We start from the raw sequence: 15,995 nt of genomic DNA, 5'->3' as shown, positions 1-15,995 counted from the left end.
GGAGCTGACTATGAACCGGCACATTCTCTAGATGTCTGATGAAAGCCGCGATCCTGCGCCTCGGGACGGCCTAAAAAGAGTCCTCGATCTCGCTGACGGAGATCGAGGCCATCCCCAGCTCCCGGAGGTGGTGGGCCATCATGTTCGCCCTCCTCCCCTCGGGGTGGTAAACTAGGGCTGCCTTCGGGGAGATCCGCTCCACCATCCTCATCAGCCCCTTGAAGTCGAGATGATCGCTGATCCGGATCTGGGCGAAGGGGAGGTCGCTCCTCCCGGTGAGGACGTACTTCCTCTTCGACCTGATGGTGGAGAGCTCCCAGGGGGTTACGACGTTCAGGTCCGTCCCGTTCTCCTCCGCCGGCGAGAAGGGGCCGAAGCCGGGGAGGAGCTCCCGGGTGAGGGCGAGGCTCTTTCCGTCCATCCCGATGGGGTCCTTGCAGCCGAGGGCCCGGATGAGGGATACGGCCCTCTGGGCCTTGCCGAAGGCGTAGGCTCCGAAGGTGGAGCCGGCATCGACGGCGTCGCCGAAGCCGACGATGTCGTCCTCGAACCGGCAGGCAGGGTCCCAGGGGTCGCCGTAGTTCGCCTCCGTCACCAGGAGGTCGCATTTGGGGAGGTTCTCGTAGTTCTTGACGTCCCCGGTGACGAGAACCCGAACCCCCAGATCCGTCTCCCACCCGAAGGCGACGGAGCCGATGGTGTGGCCGGTGGAGTAGGTTACAACCTCCAGGTCGTCGACGAGGATGCTTCCTCCGACCGGAAAGGTCCTCCCCTCGTACCTCCGGCCGTGCCTGATCTCCAGGGCTCGGGCCGTCTCCCGGGACGCCACCGCCTCCGGCGAGATCATCGCCGACTTGCCGTAGTGGTCGCTGTGGGCGTGGGTTATGAGGTAGGCGTCGGGCTGGACGGAGCCCTTCGGAGAGCGGCTGGTGTCTATCGAGAAGAGGTGGGAGTCGAACCTGAGGGATAGGTGCGGCGCGGGCCTACCGCTGCTGACACGCCTCCGAAAGGGGGTTATCCCCAGGTCCCCGAAGATCCCATCTTCCGTCAAACTCCCTCCATGTCAGGGGCGCTTAGGGGGGGAGAGGATAAATAGCTGACCCCCCTATGCCGTCGCCATAGGGAAAAATATTTTTCTATAGATCCCCGAGATCTTACAGATCCACGTCTCCCCCGCCTTTCCAGCCCCGGACGGGAGGGGGCCTAAGACGGACCCCCCGCCCTCCTCTTCGCCACCATCTTTCTGATCTCCTCTCCGATGAGGACGGTGGCGGCGACCGCCACCATGGTGATCCAGTCCGTCAGCGAGAGGGAGACAGACCCCAGGGCCGCGTTGAAGAAGGAGAGCTCTGTTGCCAGGAGCTGGAGCACCACGGAGGCGAATATCGCCACCATCAGGTTTCTGTTGCTGAATAGCCCCAGGCTGAAGACCGACTGGGTCCTGGACCTGCAGTTGAGGGCGTTGAAGACCTGGAACATCGCCATGGTGATGAAACCCATCGTCTGGGCCCGGATCAGGTCTCCGTTGTTCCACTCCCGGGTGAATACAAAGAGGGTCCCCACCGCCATGATGAGGGCGATGAAGAGGGTATTTAGGACGATATCCCGGTTGATGATCTTCTCTGCGGGGTCCCTGGGGGGCTGGTCCATCACGTCCCTCTCCTTCGGCTCCATGGCGAGGTTCACGACGAGGATCCCGTCGGTCACCAGGTTCACCCAGAGGATCTGAACGGGGGTGAAGATGAGGACGTTCAAGGCGAGGAAGAGGAGGGAGGCCGTTATGGCGAGGACCTCCCCGGCGCTGGTGTTGATCAGATACCGGACGACCTTCCTTATGTTCTGGAAGATCACCCGCCCCTCCTCGACGGCGTTGACGATGCTCTGGAAGTTGTCGTCGGTGAGGATCATGTCGGCCGTCTCCTTGGTGACGTCGGTCCCCGTGATCCCCATGGCGATCCCGATCTCGGCGACCTTCAGGGCCGGAGCGTCGTTGACGCCGTCCCCGGTCATGGCGACGATGTGCCCTTTCCGCCTCAGGGACTCGACGATCCTGTGCTTATGCTCGGGGGAGACCCGGGCGAAGACGGCGGCATCCTCCATCGCCGCGTCCAGCTCGGAATCGTCCATACCGTCGAGGTCGGAGCCGGCAAAAGCTCTCGAATCGCCTTCGACGATCCCCATCTCCCGGGCGATCGCCTCCGCCGTTATCTTGTGGTCTCCGGTGGCCATGACGACCTTGATCCCCGCCTTCTTCGCCAGGGCGATCGCCTCTATCGCCTCGGGCCTGGGGGGGTCCATCATTCCGGAGAGCCCCGAAAAGATCAGGCCGGAGGGTCCGGCCTCTTTGAAACCGGCCACCTCCTCCTTCCCAATCGTCTTGGTGGCGAACCCCAGGACCCTCAGGGCGTCGGCCGCCATCTGGGAGCTCATATCCAGGATCCTCTCCTTATCCGCCTCCGTCAGATCTCTCGGTTCGCCGTCGACGGCGATCGCCGAGGAGATCCCCAGGACCGTCTCCGGCGCCCCCTTCAGGCAGACCTCGACGCGGCCATCCCGCTCGTTGAACGTGGCCATGTACCTTTTGTCCGGATCGAAGGGTATCTCGTCGATCCTCGGGAAGGACGCCTCCAGATCCTCTTTGGCGAGCCCCGCCTTGGCGGCGGCGACGACGAGGGCCCCTTCCGTCGGGTCCCCCTGGATCTCCCACCGCTCGCCGTCGTCCCCCTCCTTGGAACTGAGGCTGGAGTCGTTGCAGAGGGCTGCGATCCGCAGGAAGGTCGCAAGGCTCCCGTCCTCCTTCGGGTCCAGCTCCGAGCCTTCGACCTCGAAGCTCCCCTCGGGCTTGAACCCTGCCCCGGTCACCGAGACGATCCGGTCCGGGAGGTAGATCCTCTGGACCGTCATCTGGTTGGTGGTGAGGGTCCCCGTCTTGTCGGTGCATATGGCGGTGACGGAGCCGAGGGTCTCGACGGCGTCGAGCTTCCTCATGATGGCGTGGCGCTTTGCCATCCGGCTGACCCCCACCGCCAGGGCCACCGTTATCGCCGCAGGAAGGGCGGCGGGGATCGCCGAGACGGTCATGGCCAGGGTGAAGAGGAAGGCGTCGATGAGATCAAAGCCCCGGTACAGCCCTACGGCAAAGGTGAGGCCGCCGGCGAGGATGGCGAGGAACATGATCTTTCTGCCGAGGTCCAGGGTCCGCTTCTTCAAGGGCGTCGCCGATTTCTTGGTCTTGGTCAGCATATCGGCGATCTTTCCCATATCCGTCGCCATCCCCGTCGCGAAGACAACGGCCTTCGCCCTCCCCCGGGTGACGATCGTCCCCGCGAAGATGGTGTTGTCGATCTCCATCTCCGACAGGGTCCCCATAGCCGGGGGGTTGCGACAGATCTCCGAGTCGACGCACTTCTTCGCGGGGACCGACTCGCCGGTGAGCATCGACTCGTCGATCTCGAGGTTTGCGGCCTCGATTATCCGCGCGTCGGCGGGGACCTTCGAGCCCGCCTCCACCAGGATTATGTCGCCGACGACGATCTCCCTCGCCTTGACCCTGACCTTTCTGCTCTCCCCCCGGGACCCTTCCCCGGCTCCCTCTCCTCCCTCTCCTCCCTCTCCGCCCCCGCCGAAGATCCGGAGGACGTCGGCCTCGGGGGCCGCGTGGGACATGAGGGCGGATATCGCCTCCTCGGCCTTGAACTCCTTCAGGAAGCCCAGGGCGGTGTTGAGGACGATGACGGCGAAGATGACGGCGGCGTCTATCCTCTTCTCGGCGAGGAGGGAGATCACTGCCGCTATCCCCAGGACGATGATGATGGGGTTTTTTATCTGGGAGATGAGGATCTCAGGCCAGGTCGCCCCCTTCCCCTCTTCGAGCTCGTTTGGGCCGTGATCCTGGAGCCTCCTCGTCGCCTCGGGGGTGGTGAGGCCCCCCTCCCCCGATCCCAGCCGCTCGAAGACATCTTCAATGCTGAGAGAATACCAGCGGTTCTTTTCATCGATATCCATGTGAGCCCTCTCCTGATCTGACTATAAACCCCGGGTGGGATGCGCCCCCTATCCTGAGGAGGCGGCCATCTCTTTTCATCTTCTTTTCATCTCTGATCCTCGACCGCAGATCCCCTCCCGGAAGAGCGGTGGTGATCGTCTGCTATATGACCCCGGGCTTTATTGGTTTCTTATGATTTAAATATCTACCAGCCGGAAGGATGACTGAGAAATCAGAAAAAGGTCGTCAGGGCCCCAAATTTGCCCAGAATCGATTCCAGTCAAGGCAAAATGCGCCATAGACCGCTATCGCACCCGTGCCTTTGAAAGACTTGAATCCGTCGGATTCAGGAAAACATTTTTCGCAGATGCCATCATCATGTCCTGCAAGTCGTACTTCGAGGTTATGGTCTTGATTTCAGATATAAACGTGGAGGAGATTTGACGTGCTGGCGGAGAAGAGGGCTTTGTTCATTGAGCTATTTCGCGAATTCATAGACAGCTATCCGCCCACACCTCAAGGCGAGGATCATCTCAGGCATTACGAAGAGGAGAGAGAAGAAGGCCGCAGGAATTTTGAGACGATCCTCGAAGCGGAAAGGCAGGGCGAGGATGTAACCGATGAAGTCCTCATGAAGCTTCTCCCCTATGCAGGCTCAAAGCCCAATCGAGAGAGGGGCTATTGGATATCCATCGCCCCTGCCTTCAATGGTGACGTGAGGAAGAAGTTCGAATCCGCCGGATGGACCGATCAAGAATCATGGCCTCAAGTCGCAGACGAGATCCTCCGTTTTGTCCGCCGCTGCTACGATCGACCCGAGGAGCTGAAGGCCGCATGTGATGAGTTCTCGGATTCGCCATACTCCAAGGGGTTCCAATCTGGTACTCTGACGCCGATCCTTCACGCCCTAAGGCCGGAAGATTTCATCTTGATCAACAACAAATCGAGGAGCGTCGTGAACTACTTTTCCGGCACGTCTTACTCGTCAAATTTGGCAGATTACCCCTCGATCAACGAGACGGCACGTTCACTGGTTAATGACGTCTCAGACGACATTAGCGATTTTGGGATTTCAGGAATTAGATCAGATGATCTCTTCGATATGTTCACTCATTGGTTGGTGGCGATCAAAAGAGACGGCCTCAACGGGAACTCAAAACCCTTTGCTAAAATATGTAAAAAGATATTCGGAAACCAACTTGAGGCAGAATGGGCTTTTGATCTGTTTAAGACTACCCTTGAGCGTCTGGGGATCGAGAGCCTCGATGATGAGCGTTTTTCAATCACAATCCCGATAAGATCTGGTGGAAGAACTCTGCATCTGAGTTTTGGTCCGTGGTTGGTATTGGGATTCGATGGCTCAAAAGATCACGCTTCGGATAGCGTTACTATAACACTATTAGCGAATCAGACGATTTTGGACGATAGTTTTGTATCATTCGTCTTTGCCAAAGATGAGGATGACCCAGAAATACGAAATTACCGGATACCAATAGAAATGGCCATGTCCTCTGGAGACGAGATCTTTGATGCCTACGAGGATGCGCTCAATTATATTGCGAACAAATTCAAAGACTGGAAAAGATCTCCATGGCGGAATAAACACCAAGAACGATTTGCACAAGCAGTATTTGATTCGAAAAGAAGGCAAGAATTATTTGCGGGCTCACTTAGCGCCGGGATTATGACGAAGAACATTTGGTGGGTCAACCAGGGATCAACGCTAGACGTAGAATTAAATGGCGGCTATATATGGGCGCCAATAAAGTCCAAAACAGGCCGTTCTATTTATCACTGGGACAACTTGTCAGATGTTTGCAAAGATGACATCATAATTCATTACGCCAACGGCTACTTGCGTTATGCAAGCCGAGTTATCGAACCTGCAAGAAAGACAAACGATCCGCACGCCATAAACGGAGGAAATTGGCCGCAAGAAGGAAACCTTGTTCGAGTCGATTATCATGAGCTAAAGCCCCCCATCCCATTGAACAAATTCTCACAATCGCTCTCGAAACTCGATATAAATCAAGGCCCTCTGAACAACAATGGTGGTGTAAAACAGGGATACCTATTTCGCCTAAATTCGGAGGGGCTTGATATAATTCGACGATCTCAGCCTGAGACCGATTGGCCCGATTTCTTGGGACCGACACCACCCTCTGAGTATCCCCTTTACAAACTTGCCGAAGATACCGGCTTCGATCTCGAAACCTTAGAGCGCTGGGTCCGCGCCATCAGACGAAAACGGCAGGCCGTCCTCTACGGCCCGCCGGGGACGGGGAAGACCTACGTCGCCGAGCATCTCGCAAAGCACCTCATCGGCGGGACAGATGGCTTCTCTGACCTCGTCCAGTTTCATCCCGCCTACGCCTACGAGGACTTCATCCAGGGGATAAGGCCCCAGTCGGACGACGACGGCGGCCTGAGGTACCCCATCGTCCCAGGGCGGTTCCTCGAGTTCTGCGAGCGGGCCGAATCTCGGCATGGGACCTGCGTTCTGATCATCGACGAGATCAACCGGGCGAACCTCTCCCAGGTCTTCGGGGAGCTGATGTACCTCCTCGAATACCGGAGCCGTTCGATCCCCCTAGCCGGAGGCAGAAGGCTCAGGATCCCCGAGAACGTCCTCATCATCGGGACGATGAACACCGCCGACCGTTCCATCGCATTGGTGGATCACGCCCTCCGGCGGCGCTTCGCCTTCCTCCGGCTCCTGCCCAATCACGAGGTGCTGCGCAAGTATCACCAAAGTTGGAATAAGGACTTTCCAATCGAGGGGCTGATCGGGGTTTTGCGCCGACTGAATACTCAGATCAACGACAGCCACTTCGAAGTCGGGATATCCTTCTTCCTCCGGGAAAAACTCGCCGAGGAGATCGAGGACATCTGGAAGATGGAGATCGAGCCCTACCTCGACGAGTACTTCTTCGACCGGCCCGAGAAGGTCGATGACTTCCGCTGGGAGAGAGTCGTAAGAGAGATCATGCCATGAACTCCAGGGAAATTCAGCGGATCGAGCTGGTGGAGTACGAGACACGAAGGTTTCTCGAATCCGAGATCTCCGAAGAGCTTGGCATGAAGATATGGCAGAACTACGGGAACCATATCTCGATAGACGAGCCGTCCTTCAAGAACGGCAACCAGTGGTCTCTGACTGCAAACGGCTGGGCAGGTCACATACCCCTGACTCCAGAGTTTCAGATCGCCCTCCTGCCAAAAGTGGAGATAAGAAACTTATTTGGGATGCTGGAGTACGCCTACCGGCTCGAGAGCCTCAAGTTTCCCGAGGGCTTAACCGACTGCGATTCGTTGGAGGAGTTTTATGAGACCCTGGCCAGGCTCTTCGCCCTGCGGGTCCTCGACCGGGGTCGCAAGGGCTTCTTCAGATCTTATCAACCCCGGAAAGATCGAATCCCCTACGTCCGCGGCCGTTTCGACGTCCGGAAGAGCTGCCAGAAACCATGGATGGTGAAACCAGAATGCTGCTACGAGGAGCACACCTCCGACGTCGAAGATAACCAGATCCTCGCCTGGACCCTCCGGCGGATCCTCCAGAGCGGCGTCTGCACCGAGCGATCCCTCCCCCAGGTCCGGAGGGCATATCAGTCACTTAGGGGCCTGACAACCCCGATTCCGTGCGACCCCCAGGATTGCGCTGGCCGGCTTTACAGCCGCCTGAACGAGGATTATCAACCGATGCACGCCCTATGCCGCTTCTTTTTGGAGCAGAGCGGACCTTCTCACCGGATCGGAGGCCGGACGATGATCCCCTTCCTGGTGGATATGGCCCGACTCTACGAGCTCTTCGTCGCCGAATGGCTGAAAGCGAAGATGCCGCCGGATTTTGTGGTCAGACCCCATGAGGAGGTCGTCATCGGCCGAGGGGGAAGGGTCAGGTTCGACATCGATCTTGTGGTCTACGATAGAGACTCGCAGAAGGCGCTCTTCGTCCTCGACACCAAATACAAAGCCCCGGACCATCCAGGAAACGACGACATCAGCCAGGTGGTGACCTACGCAGCCGCCAAAGACTGCGATGAGGCGGTGCTGATCTATCCCAAGCCCCTAGACTTGGACGTGACGATCGGCAAAATTAGGGTTCGGAGCCTGGGATTTTCCTTGGATGGCGATCTCGAAGAGGCAGGTCAGAGGTTTCTTCAAGATCTACTTTCTGGCGGCGATCGGTGAGCCGGTGCCCTGCGCCTTCGGTCACGCAATCCACCTGAGCTTCTTCTCGACCCTCGCCACGGCTTTCTCTGATAAGATGACTCGCTGGGCCTTGTGCCGCCCTGTTTTTACTATGACGACCGGATCGCTGATCTTCCTCGCCTCAGCATATATCCTCGCCCCTCTGATGGCGTCTCCCACCTCGCGGCCTTCCATCAGATGACCTCCAGCCGCCCCTCCCGTCGGAGCTCTTCGGTGATCTCCGCGACGAGGTCGTAGTCCAGCTCCAGATCTTCGCTGGCGTCGGAGGGGTAAGCTTCACCCCTGGACTGGAAGTACCCAGAAACCTCTTTCTTTGCGGTATTGTAATCCACATCCCGATATTTGATCACCTTGATGGATGCGAGCTTATCTCTTATTGCATCTCTCACAAAATCGGATGTATTTAGATAGACCCCAGCCTCCACCAATCGCTGGATCTGCTCAAACTCGGTGGCGGGTATCTTCGAGCCCATAACGTGCCCCTTCGATTTTGTTGCAGCCATATTGCGTCGATTATGGTTTAATATGTTAAAAGGATTCTGGCGACGGGGAAAGAATCGCCCCTCCTGGAGAGGAGGAAAGCGCTCCGGATACTGCGCCGTGGTCGATCCACTGCCACCCCAGGGCCGTACGAAGAGAAAATATTGAGATCGACCTCTATCCGACATGAATAAGAGAGGGCTATATATCCTTCAACTTCCCATATAACCTGGGGTCTGAACGATGGGCGCAGTCTACACCGCTAAGGCCGATAAGAAGATTGAGGTCGTCTATGAGGGAGGTGTCTTCAGACCGCTGGGAGATGTGAAGCTGAAGGAGGGAACGGAGGCCTTCGTGGTGATAAAGCCGGGAGGGATCCTGGAGGCTGCCAGGAGGCACAGGAAGAAGGTCGAAGAGGACCTGCTCAAAGAGTTCGTCGAGGAGAGACGATGATCGTCGTCGATGCGTCGGTCTTCCTGGATCTGATCTTCGATTATCGCTCCGATAGGACTGCCATCGCCGACGGCCTCTTCACCTTGATGGAGGAAGATGGCGTTCCAATCTTCGAGCCTGACGCATTCAAGATTGAGATGATCGGGCAGCTCGTCAGAAGGCTCACGAAGGAAGAGGCGACAGCTCTGGCCGAGGAGATCTTCTCCAACATTAACTTCATCGAAGCATCGGAACTTTTTGATATGGCCTATAGTGTTGCCGTTCTGACCGGATCAAGGGCGATCGATTCTTTTTACGTAGCTGCTGCAAAGCTTGAAGAAGCATTTCTCGTCTCAAACGATAAACATCAGGTTGAAAGTGCCAGGAGGTCCGGAGTCGAAGTATACTACCTCCTCGACGAATTCGAAGAAGTCCGAGAACGCATCGCGAAGTAGATCAATTATCAGCGTTTGATGGACGTTCACGCGAGAAAGCTCATCGTTTGATTTCTATTTTAAGCCCTCGTGATCAGCTCGGGCCGGAGGCTCGCCCGCCGGAGCGGCGGAACCTCCCCCCAGAGAGCCATCTCCTCCCCCCGGATGACCAGGGCCCCCGCCACCCCCGGGACCGCCACCGCACCGAAGGAGTCGGCCAGTTGTGATGCCGATCCGACGGCGTTCCCGAGGGCCGTTGCCGCGGCGTCCGCGAGAGAGACGTCGTCGGAGATGGCGACGGCCGCGTCGGCGGATCCGAAGCTGATGGAGGGGCCGACGGTCCCGCTGCTGGTGCAGATCCCCAGCGGCTCCGTCCGGGGGGCGATCTCGAAAGCTAGGTCTTTCAGGGGGGATGGCCCGGCGTAGATCCCCATCAGGACGGGCCGGTCGGCGATGAGGGCGACGTCCCCGCCGTTGTCGACGATGGCGTAGGTCGCCCCCGCCTCCATCATCGCCCCCAGGGCGAACCTCGCTATCGTCCCGGCGACGGCGCTCATGGGGCCGATCCCGACGGCCCGGCCAGCCCTCGCCATCTCCCGGACGATCTCGGGCGCCTCGCCGATCGAAAGGTCGTAGGGCTCCAGGGTTACGAGGAAGAAGGGGTCGGCCCGGATGAACTCCTCGAGGAGGGCTCGCTGGATCGCTATCTCCTCCTTCGCCGCCTCGAGGTGGGACCGCTCCTGGAAGGTGATGGTGACGATCGTCTCCTTCAGCTGGAACCTCTCCCTCAGAAGGACCGTCTTATCGGTCATCTCTCCATCATCCCTTCGAGGGGCCGATCCCCGTCATTCCCCATCCGGGGGCGGATCTCCCGGTTTCGGCGGCCGCGCCTCCGGCGCCGTTGCCGCCCCGGACCGATCGTCCATATCCTGATCCGCCTCCGGCCTCTCCGCCCCCCTCAGGGCCTTGGCGACGATCTCTCTCCTCCCCCGGAGGAGGACCTCGACCTCCTCCCCGTACCTCACCTCCAGCGGCTCCGCCACCTCGTAGAGGCGGGAGAGCTGCCCCATCCCCGCCTCCGACGCCGGGAGGCGGACGAGGAACTCCTCCAGGGGAGGGAGCTTCTCCAGGATGGCGTCGAGGAGGGCCTCCAGGCCGAGCCCCTCCCGGGCGGAGACGAGGACGGGGGTGGGGGCGAGGTCCTCCAGGAGCCTGCACCTCTCCTCGGCCTCCTCCGGGGTTATCAGATCGACCTTGTTCAGGACCGAGACGAGGGGTGCGTAGCAGCCACAGTCCCAGAGGGCCCCGTGGCAGGAGGCGACCCTCTCCCTCAGAACCTCGGGGGGATCGGAGAGGTCCACCACCAGCAGGACGAGGTCCGCCTCGACGATCTCCGCCAGGGTGGACCGGAAGGCCTTGATCAGGAAGAGGGGGAGGTCGTCGATGAACCCCACCGTGTCGGTGAGGAGGAATCGCCGATCCCGCGCCGCCACCGCCCGGGTCGTCGGCGAGAGGGTGGTGAAGGGCTGGTCTTTGGCGGCCACCGCCTCCTCGGCGAGGCGGTTGAATAGGGTGCTCTTTCCGGCGTTGGTGTAGCCGGCCAGGGCCACCAGATCGAAGCCGAGCTTCCTCCTCCGCTCCCGCCGGCGGACGCCCGTCTCCTCCACCGCCCTCAGCTCGGCCCTGATCTTCGCCATCCTCCCCTTGATGTCCCGGTACATCGAGACGTCGTAGCTCCCCGAGCCCCGGTAGCCGGGCCGCTCGCTCAGCTTCTTGAGGGACTCGATCGTCCGGACGAAGGGGGCCTCATAGGAGAGGCGGGCGAGCTCCACCTGGAGCTTCGCCTCCCGGGTGGAGGCCCGGGAGGCGAAGATCTCCAGGATCAGGTTGAACCTGTCCATGGGAGGAATCTCGAACTCCTTTCCTATGTTGAAGATCTGGCCGGGGCTGAGGGGCTCGTTGAAGATCAGCTTATCAGGACCGAGGGAGGCGGCCTCGACGACCTTCCCCCTCCCGAGCTGAAACCTCCGGTCCCTCCCCCTCCTCTGGAATACCTCGGCGAGGACGGTGTATCCCGCCGCCTCGGCGAGCCCCCGGAGCTCGGTCACCTCCTCCGGGCGGAGGTCTTCCCTCGGGTCCTCCCGGAAGAGGAGGACCGCCGTCTTCTCCCGTCTCATGGACCTCCCACCCTCATCCCTCAACCGAATCCCACCCCTCATCCATCAGCCTCAGGGCCAGCCTCCGGCCGGCGAAGGAGGCGTGGTGGGCGAGCTCCACCGCCCTCCTCTCCCCCCGGGACTCGGGGTACTTGAACTCCCGTCCCAGGATGCTCTCGACCCTCCACCGCTCGAGGTTGTAGAGGTCGCCCCTCTCGGCGAGGACGACGCCGGAGAGCCCCCGGACCGACTCCTCCATGAGGCCGATCACCACCTCCATATCCACCGACTCCGCCACCCGGGGGACGAGCCTCATCCTCCTCGTCCTCTCGACCCCCTCGGGGGATATCCTCGCCGCCACCGAGGCGGAGACCATGATGTATCTTCCGGCCACGGCGTGCCTCCCCGATATGTCGACGGCCACCACGTCCAAGGTACCATCTCTTCGTCAGAGGTCGATTATGGCGTGTTTGTCGACGACAGCCGTCGCCCGCTCCAGGGTGAGCCCCGCCCCCCGGGCGATCTCGATCGCCCTCTCGCGGTCGATCAGGTCCTCGGGGGCGTGGGCGTCGGTGTCGACGACGATCCTCGCCCCCGCCTCCAGGGCGAGGCGGGCGACGTGGCCGTTCGTCATGTTGTGGCCGCGGCGGGCGGTCAGCTCGAGGCAGACGCCGTTATCCCTCGCCAGGTCCACCTCCTCGGGGGTGATGAAGCCGGGGTGGGCGAGGATATCGACCCCGATCTCTATCGCTCTCCGGTTAGTCCCGGGGGCCACCGGCTCGACGGCCGTCTCCCCGTGGACGACGACGAGGTCGGCTCCGATCCTCCGGGCCAGGGTCGCCAGCCGCTCCATCTTCGCCGGGGGGACGTGGGTCAGCTCGACCCCGGCGAGGATCCTCATCTCCAGGACATCCTCCAGCGCCTTGACCTTCGAGACCTGGCTGATGACGAACTCGACGTTGGTGAAGTCGACGTGATCGGTGATCCCCAGGGCGCGGCACCCCTTCATCTCGGCCCGCCGGACCAGCTCGGAAGGGATCAGCTCGCCGTCGCTGAAGACGGTATGGGTGTGAAGGTCGATCATGAGCTTGCCTGAATCACAAACATTATTAAGTATTGCCTCAAACCGAGATCCGCCCAAGATAAAGACGGGAGTTTTCGATGACCACCGCCATCAGACGTTTGGTACTTGACGTATTGAAGCCCCATGTCCCCACCATCCTCGAGCTCGCCGAGGCTCTGAGCAAGCTCGGCGGGATAACCGGGGTGAACCTCAGCCTCTCCGAGGTGGACCAGCAGACCGAGACGATCAAGATCACCATCAAGGGGGATAAGATAGACTACCTGGCTGTGGAGTCGGTGATCGAGGACTTCGGCGGCGTAATCCACAGCATCGACGAGGTCGTGGCAGGAAAGGAGATCGTAGAAGGCGTGGAGACCGCCCAGGACCGGTGAGGTCAGCCCGGAGGACGGACCCCTAGGGTCTGCGCGGCATCTTTCAGATGGGCCTCAGGCCCCTCGCCCCGGATCAGCCACGTCGCCTTCGGATCCTGGTGGCGATCTCTCTGACCAGAGCGGCCTTCGGCCCCTTCTTCTGGACCCTCACCCTGCCGGACTTCTCCCACCACTCCTTAGGGTAATGCTTATCCCTCTCCGCCTCCGCCTGGAGACCCATCTCCAAGGCGGCGACGAGGATCTCGTCGACGGTGGGCTCCTCGACGGCATCGCGCCTCGACACCGCCCTCCCCTGGCCCCTCGACCTCCCGGCGTCGATGTAGGCGGGCCAGATCACCCATCGGCCGTCTTTGCTGGACATAAGAGTGCTCGACGCTCCCCTGCGGGATAAGATTTTTGGCCGATCCGGGGTAGGCGGCGGGGCGGCGGGGACCTCCGAACCTTCAGCCCTTCAGATATCCTTTTAGAGAAGAAAGGCCGAAAGGATCTCTGGAGTTCGTGATCATGAGCGAGAATGCCTATCCCACCGCCAAGGTCGGCGACCAGGAGGTTCCCTGGGATCCGGAGCAGCTGAGGAGGATCCAGGAGCACCCCTGCTTCAGCGAGAAGGCCTGCCACCGGTTCGGCAGGATGCACCTCGCCGTCGCCCCTCGATGCAACATCCAGTGCAACTACTGCATCCGGGACTTCGACTGCGTCAACGAGACGAGGCCCGGGGTGACGAGCCAGGTCCTGACCCCCGCAGAGGCGCTCCAGCGGGTCGACGAGGTGATGGAGAAGCTCCACTACATCAAGGTGGTGGCGGTCGCAGGCCCCGGCGAGCCCCTCTACAACGAGGCGACCTTCGAGACCTTCAGGCTGGTGGGGGAGAAGTATCCGAAGCTCATCTTATGCGTCAGCACCAACGGCCTCCTCCTCCCCGATGAGATCGAACGGCTCGACAGCCTCGGCGTCAGCAACGTCACCGTCACCCTCAACGCCGTCGACCCCAATATCGGAAAGGAGATCTACGAGCACGTCATCTATGCCGGCAAGAAGTACACCGGCCTGGAGGCGGCCGAGCTCCTCCTCGACCACCAGCTGAGGGGGCTGGAAGAGGCGGTCAGGAGGAAGATGATCGTCAAGGTGAACACCGTCCTGATACCGACGATCAACGACGGCCACATCATGGATATCACAAAGAGGATCAAGAGGCTCGGGGTTTACATCCAGAACGTGATGCCCCTGATCCCCCAGTACCGGTTCGCCCACCTATCGCCCCCGACCCCGGCCGAGAAGAGGGCGGTCCAGGACGAGCTCGCCAAGGTGATGAAGCAGATGAGGCACTGCCGACAGTGCAGGTCCGACGCCATCGGAAAGCTCGGCTGCGACGTCCAGCAGGAGTTCGATAAGTCCGAAAAGGCCGATAAGTCGTAGATCCGAATCGTCCGACGTCGTCGGTCCGTCCGTTCGGCCTGAGAGCTAAAAAAAGGCTCTCGGGGGCCGGATCGCCGAGGTCCCCGGAACCGCCCTCACAGGATCCGGGTCTGCTCCGTTGGCCTCGGGGTCTTGACGACGAGGACCCTGAGACGCCGATCGCCCGGGTTGGTCCAGCGGTGGGGGATCTTCGCCGGGCTCTCCACCAGGGAGTCGGCAGTAACCTCCCTCTTCTCGTCCCCGATCTCAACGATCCCCCTCCCCTCCAGGACGTAGAAGACGACGTCGACGGGGGTGACGTGCTTCTTGAGGGATTCCCCGGGCGCAAGGGTGAGGTGGACCACCTGGGCCGATTCCGTATCGCTGATCATCCTCGCATCGACCCCGTGGGGGTTTGGCGCCCCATCGGCCTTCTCCACCTCGACGATCTTCATCTTTTCAGCCTCCACGAAAGCTATCGAAATCTTCTTCGAAATCTTCTTCGAAGCTTATTTGAGTCGTCGACGTATATGCTTGTGGAGATGGATCTGGTGAGCCGAATACTGGCGTCGGTTAGGGGTGGATGAAGGTGGTCATAAGGAAGATCATAAAGATCGACGAGGCCCTCTGCGACGGGTGCGGAAACTGCGTCCTCGCCTGTCCCGAGAACGCCATCGAGATCGTCGGCGGAAAGGCGAAGGTCGTCCGGGAGAGCCTCTGCGACGGCCTCGGCGCCTGCATCGGCGACTGCCCGACGGGCGCCCTCTCGATGGAGGAGCGGGAGGCGGAGGAGTTCGATGAGCTGGCGGCGAAGGCGGCGGTCGAACCGGCCCACCCGACCCGACCGCCGGGGCGCGGGAGGGGCTGCGAGGATGGCGACGGCCCCGGCGAGGGGGAGGGCGGCTGCCCGATGGCCCTGAGGGGCACGGGGGCGGGAAGGCTCGGCTCCTCGAAGCTCGCCGGGAGGCGGAGCCGCGCCCCGGCTTCGGGGCCGGCGGCCGCCGCCATCCAGCCGGAGCTCTCCAACTGGCCGGTCCAGATGCGGCTTGCTCACGTCGACTCGCCTCATTTCGACGGCGCGCGCCTTCTAATTGCAGGAGACTGCACCGCCTTCGCCACACCTTGGGTCCACCAGGACTTCATCCGGGGAAGGACGACCCTCATCGGCTGCCCGAAGCTCGACGAGAGGGAGAGCTTCGTCGAGGGGCTCGCCGCGATCCTCGCCGCCCACGAGATCGAGGATATCACCGTTTTGGAGATGGAGGTCCCCTGCTGCTCGAACCTGGAGGCCTTCGTCCGGCAGTCTCTGAAGAGGGCGGGAAAGGAGGTGCCGGTGAGGAGCGTCATCCTCGGGATCGACGGGGAGGTGCAGGGGTGAGGTGAGGGATGATCGGCAATGGCGCCGATTAGAGTCGGAGATCAAAGGCCTCGGAGGCCGCTGGTAGC

General features: G+C 60.8%; 17 protein-coding genes. 7 read left to right on the top strand and 10 right to left on the bottom strand.

The features are described 5' to 3' along the window. Positions 1–70: 70 nt before the first annotated feature. Complete coding sequence (locus MHAR_RS05005) at positions 71–1,051, bottom strand: MBL fold metallo-hydrolase (protein WP_014586530.1); 981 nt, start codon at positions 1,049–1,051, stop codon at positions 71–73. A 152-nt stretch (positions 1,052–1,203) separates the two neighbouring features. Then, positions 1,204–4,005, bottom strand: a complete 2,802-nt coding sequence (locus MHAR_RS05000) for a cation-translocating P-type ATPase (RefSeq protein ID WP_014586529.1) — start codon at positions 4,003–4,005, stop codon at positions 1,204–1,206. 425 nt (positions 4,006–4,430) lie between these two features. Here MHAR_RS05000 and MHAR_RS13910 point away from each other — a divergent pair, with 425 nt between their 5' ends. Both MHAR_RS13910 and MHAR_RS04985 read left to right on the top strand, forming a co-directional pair. Further along, positions 4,431–6,980, top strand: coding sequence for an McrB family protein (locus MHAR_RS13910; RefSeq protein WP_014586528.1), 2,550 nt, complete (start codon positions 4,431–4,433; stop codon positions 6,978–6,980). After that, on the top strand, positions 6,977–8,176 hold the full coding sequence (locus MHAR_RS04985) for an McrC family protein (RefSeq protein WP_014586527.1): 1,200 nt from the start codon (positions 6,977–6,979) through the stop codon (positions 8,174–8,176). The genes MHAR_RS13910 and MHAR_RS04985 overlap by 4 nt, the downstream gene beginning before the upstream one ends. A gap of 21 nt (positions 8,177–8,197) precedes the next feature. On the opposite strand, the gene MHAR_RS13660 is transcribed toward MHAR_RS04985, so the two are convergent. Both MHAR_RS13660 and MHAR_RS04980 read right to left on the bottom strand, forming a co-directional pair. Next, positions 8,198–8,371, bottom strand: a complete 174-nt coding sequence (locus tag MHAR_RS13660; protein WP_014586526.1) for a hypothetical protein — start codon at positions 8,369–8,371, stop codon at positions 8,198–8,200. Next, positions 8,371–8,700 carry a ribbon-helix-helix domain-containing protein gene (locus MHAR_RS04980; RefSeq protein ID WP_143763289.1) on the bottom strand — a complete coding sequence of 110 codons (330 nt, stop codon included), beginning with the start codon at positions 8,698–8,700 and terminating at the stop codon, positions 8,371–8,373. Before MHAR_RS04980 ends, MHAR_RS13660 begins: the two co-directional genes overlap by 1 nt. Positions 8,701–8,920: 220 nt before the next feature. Here MHAR_RS04980 and MHAR_RS04975 point away from each other — a divergent pair, with 220 nt between their 5' ends. Together MHAR_RS04975 and MHAR_RS04970 are read left to right on the top strand one after the other, a co-directional pair. Then, positions 8,921–9,130, top strand: a complete 210-nt coding sequence (locus MHAR_RS04975; RefSeq protein ID WP_014586524.1) for an antitoxin family protein — start codon at positions 8,921–8,923, stop codon at positions 9,128–9,130. Beyond that, on the top strand, positions 9,127–9,564 hold the full coding sequence (locus MHAR_RS04970; RefSeq protein ID WP_014586523.1) for a type II toxin-antitoxin system VapC family toxin: 438 nt from the start codon (positions 9,127–9,129) through the stop codon (positions 9,562–9,564). Before MHAR_RS04975 ends, MHAR_RS04970 begins: the two co-directional genes overlap by 4 nt. A gap of 59 nt (positions 9,565–9,623) precedes the next feature. On the opposite strand, the gene MHAR_RS04965 is transcribed toward MHAR_RS04970, so the two are convergent. From MHAR_RS04965 to MHAR_RS04950, 4 genes are read right to left on the bottom strand one after another with little or no spacing between them, the layout of a single operon-like run. Then, positions 9,624–10,355, bottom strand: coding sequence for a UPF0280 family protein (locus MHAR_RS04965; protein WP_014586522.1), 732 nt, complete (start codon positions 10,353–10,355; stop codon positions 9,624–9,626). 33 nt (positions 10,356–10,388) lie between these two features. After that, positions 10,389–11,720, bottom strand: coding sequence for a GTPase HflX (gene hflX / locus MHAR_RS04960; RefSeq protein WP_014586521.1), 1,332 nt, complete (start codon positions 11,718–11,720; stop codon positions 10,389–10,391). 13 nt (positions 11,721–11,733) lie between these two features. Then, the gene (locus MHAR_RS04955) at positions 11,734–12,126 is read right to left on the bottom strand and encodes a DUF2209 domain-containing protein (protein ID WP_228369631.1); all 393 of its coding nucleotides are present in this window, start codon (positions 12,124–12,126) and stop codon (positions 11,734–11,736) included. Between the two features lie 21 nt (positions 12,127–12,147). Then, positions 12,148–12,783, bottom strand: coding sequence for a histidinol phosphate phosphatase domain-containing protein (locus tag MHAR_RS04950; protein WP_048144383.1), 636 nt, complete (start codon positions 12,781–12,783; stop codon positions 12,148–12,150). 77 nt (positions 12,784–12,860) lie between these two features. Between MHAR_RS04950 and MHAR_RS04945 the strand changes: the two genes are divergently transcribed. Further along, positions 12,861–13,154 (top strand): DUF211 domain-containing protein, encoded by a 294-nt coding sequence (locus MHAR_RS04945; RefSeq protein WP_014586518.1) that lies wholly within the window; start codon positions 12,861–12,863, stop codon positions 13,152–13,154. A 73-nt stretch (positions 13,155–13,227) separates the two neighbouring features. Here the strand turns inward: MHAR_RS04945 and MHAR_RS04940 are convergent, their stop codons facing one another. Beyond that, a complete protein-coding gene (locus tag MHAR_RS04940) occupies positions 13,228–13,515 on the bottom strand; it encodes a signal recognition particle subunit SRP19/SEC65 family protein (RefSeq protein WP_014586517.1) in 288 nt (95 codons plus the stop codon). A gap of 143 nt (positions 13,516–13,658) precedes the next feature. On the opposite strand from MHAR_RS04940, the gene nifB reads away from it, so the two are divergent. After that, positions 13,659–14,570 (top strand): nitrogenase cofactor biosynthesis protein NifB, encoded by a 912-nt coding sequence (gene nifB / locus MHAR_RS04935; RefSeq protein WP_048144382.1) that lies wholly within the window; start codon positions 13,659–13,661, stop codon positions 14,568–14,570. A gap of 95 nt (positions 14,571–14,665) precedes the next feature. Here the strand turns inward: nifB and MHAR_RS04930 are convergent, their stop codons facing one another. After that, positions 14,666–15,004, bottom strand: a complete 339-nt coding sequence (locus MHAR_RS04930) for a cupin domain-containing protein (RefSeq protein WP_048144846.1) — start codon at positions 15,002–15,004, stop codon at positions 14,666–14,668. Positions 15,005–15,132: 128 nt separating this feature from the next. Between MHAR_RS04930 and MHAR_RS04925 the strand changes: the two genes are divergently transcribed. Beyond that, positions 15,133–15,927 carry an ATP-binding protein gene (locus MHAR_RS04925; protein ID WP_014586514.1) on the top strand — a complete coding sequence of 265 codons (795 nt, stop codon included), beginning with the start codon at positions 15,133–15,135 and terminating at the stop codon, positions 15,925–15,927. Positions 15,928–15,995: the final 68 nt, after the last annotated feature.

This window comes from Methanothrix harundinacea 6Ac (assembly GCF_000235565.1).
GTDB lineage: Archaea > Halobacteriota > Methanosarcinia > Methanotrichales > Methanotrichaceae > Methanocrinis > Methanocrinis harundinaceus.
Note: the sequence above shows the minus strand (reverse complement) of the source record. Positions and strands in the feature narration are given on the sequence as shown.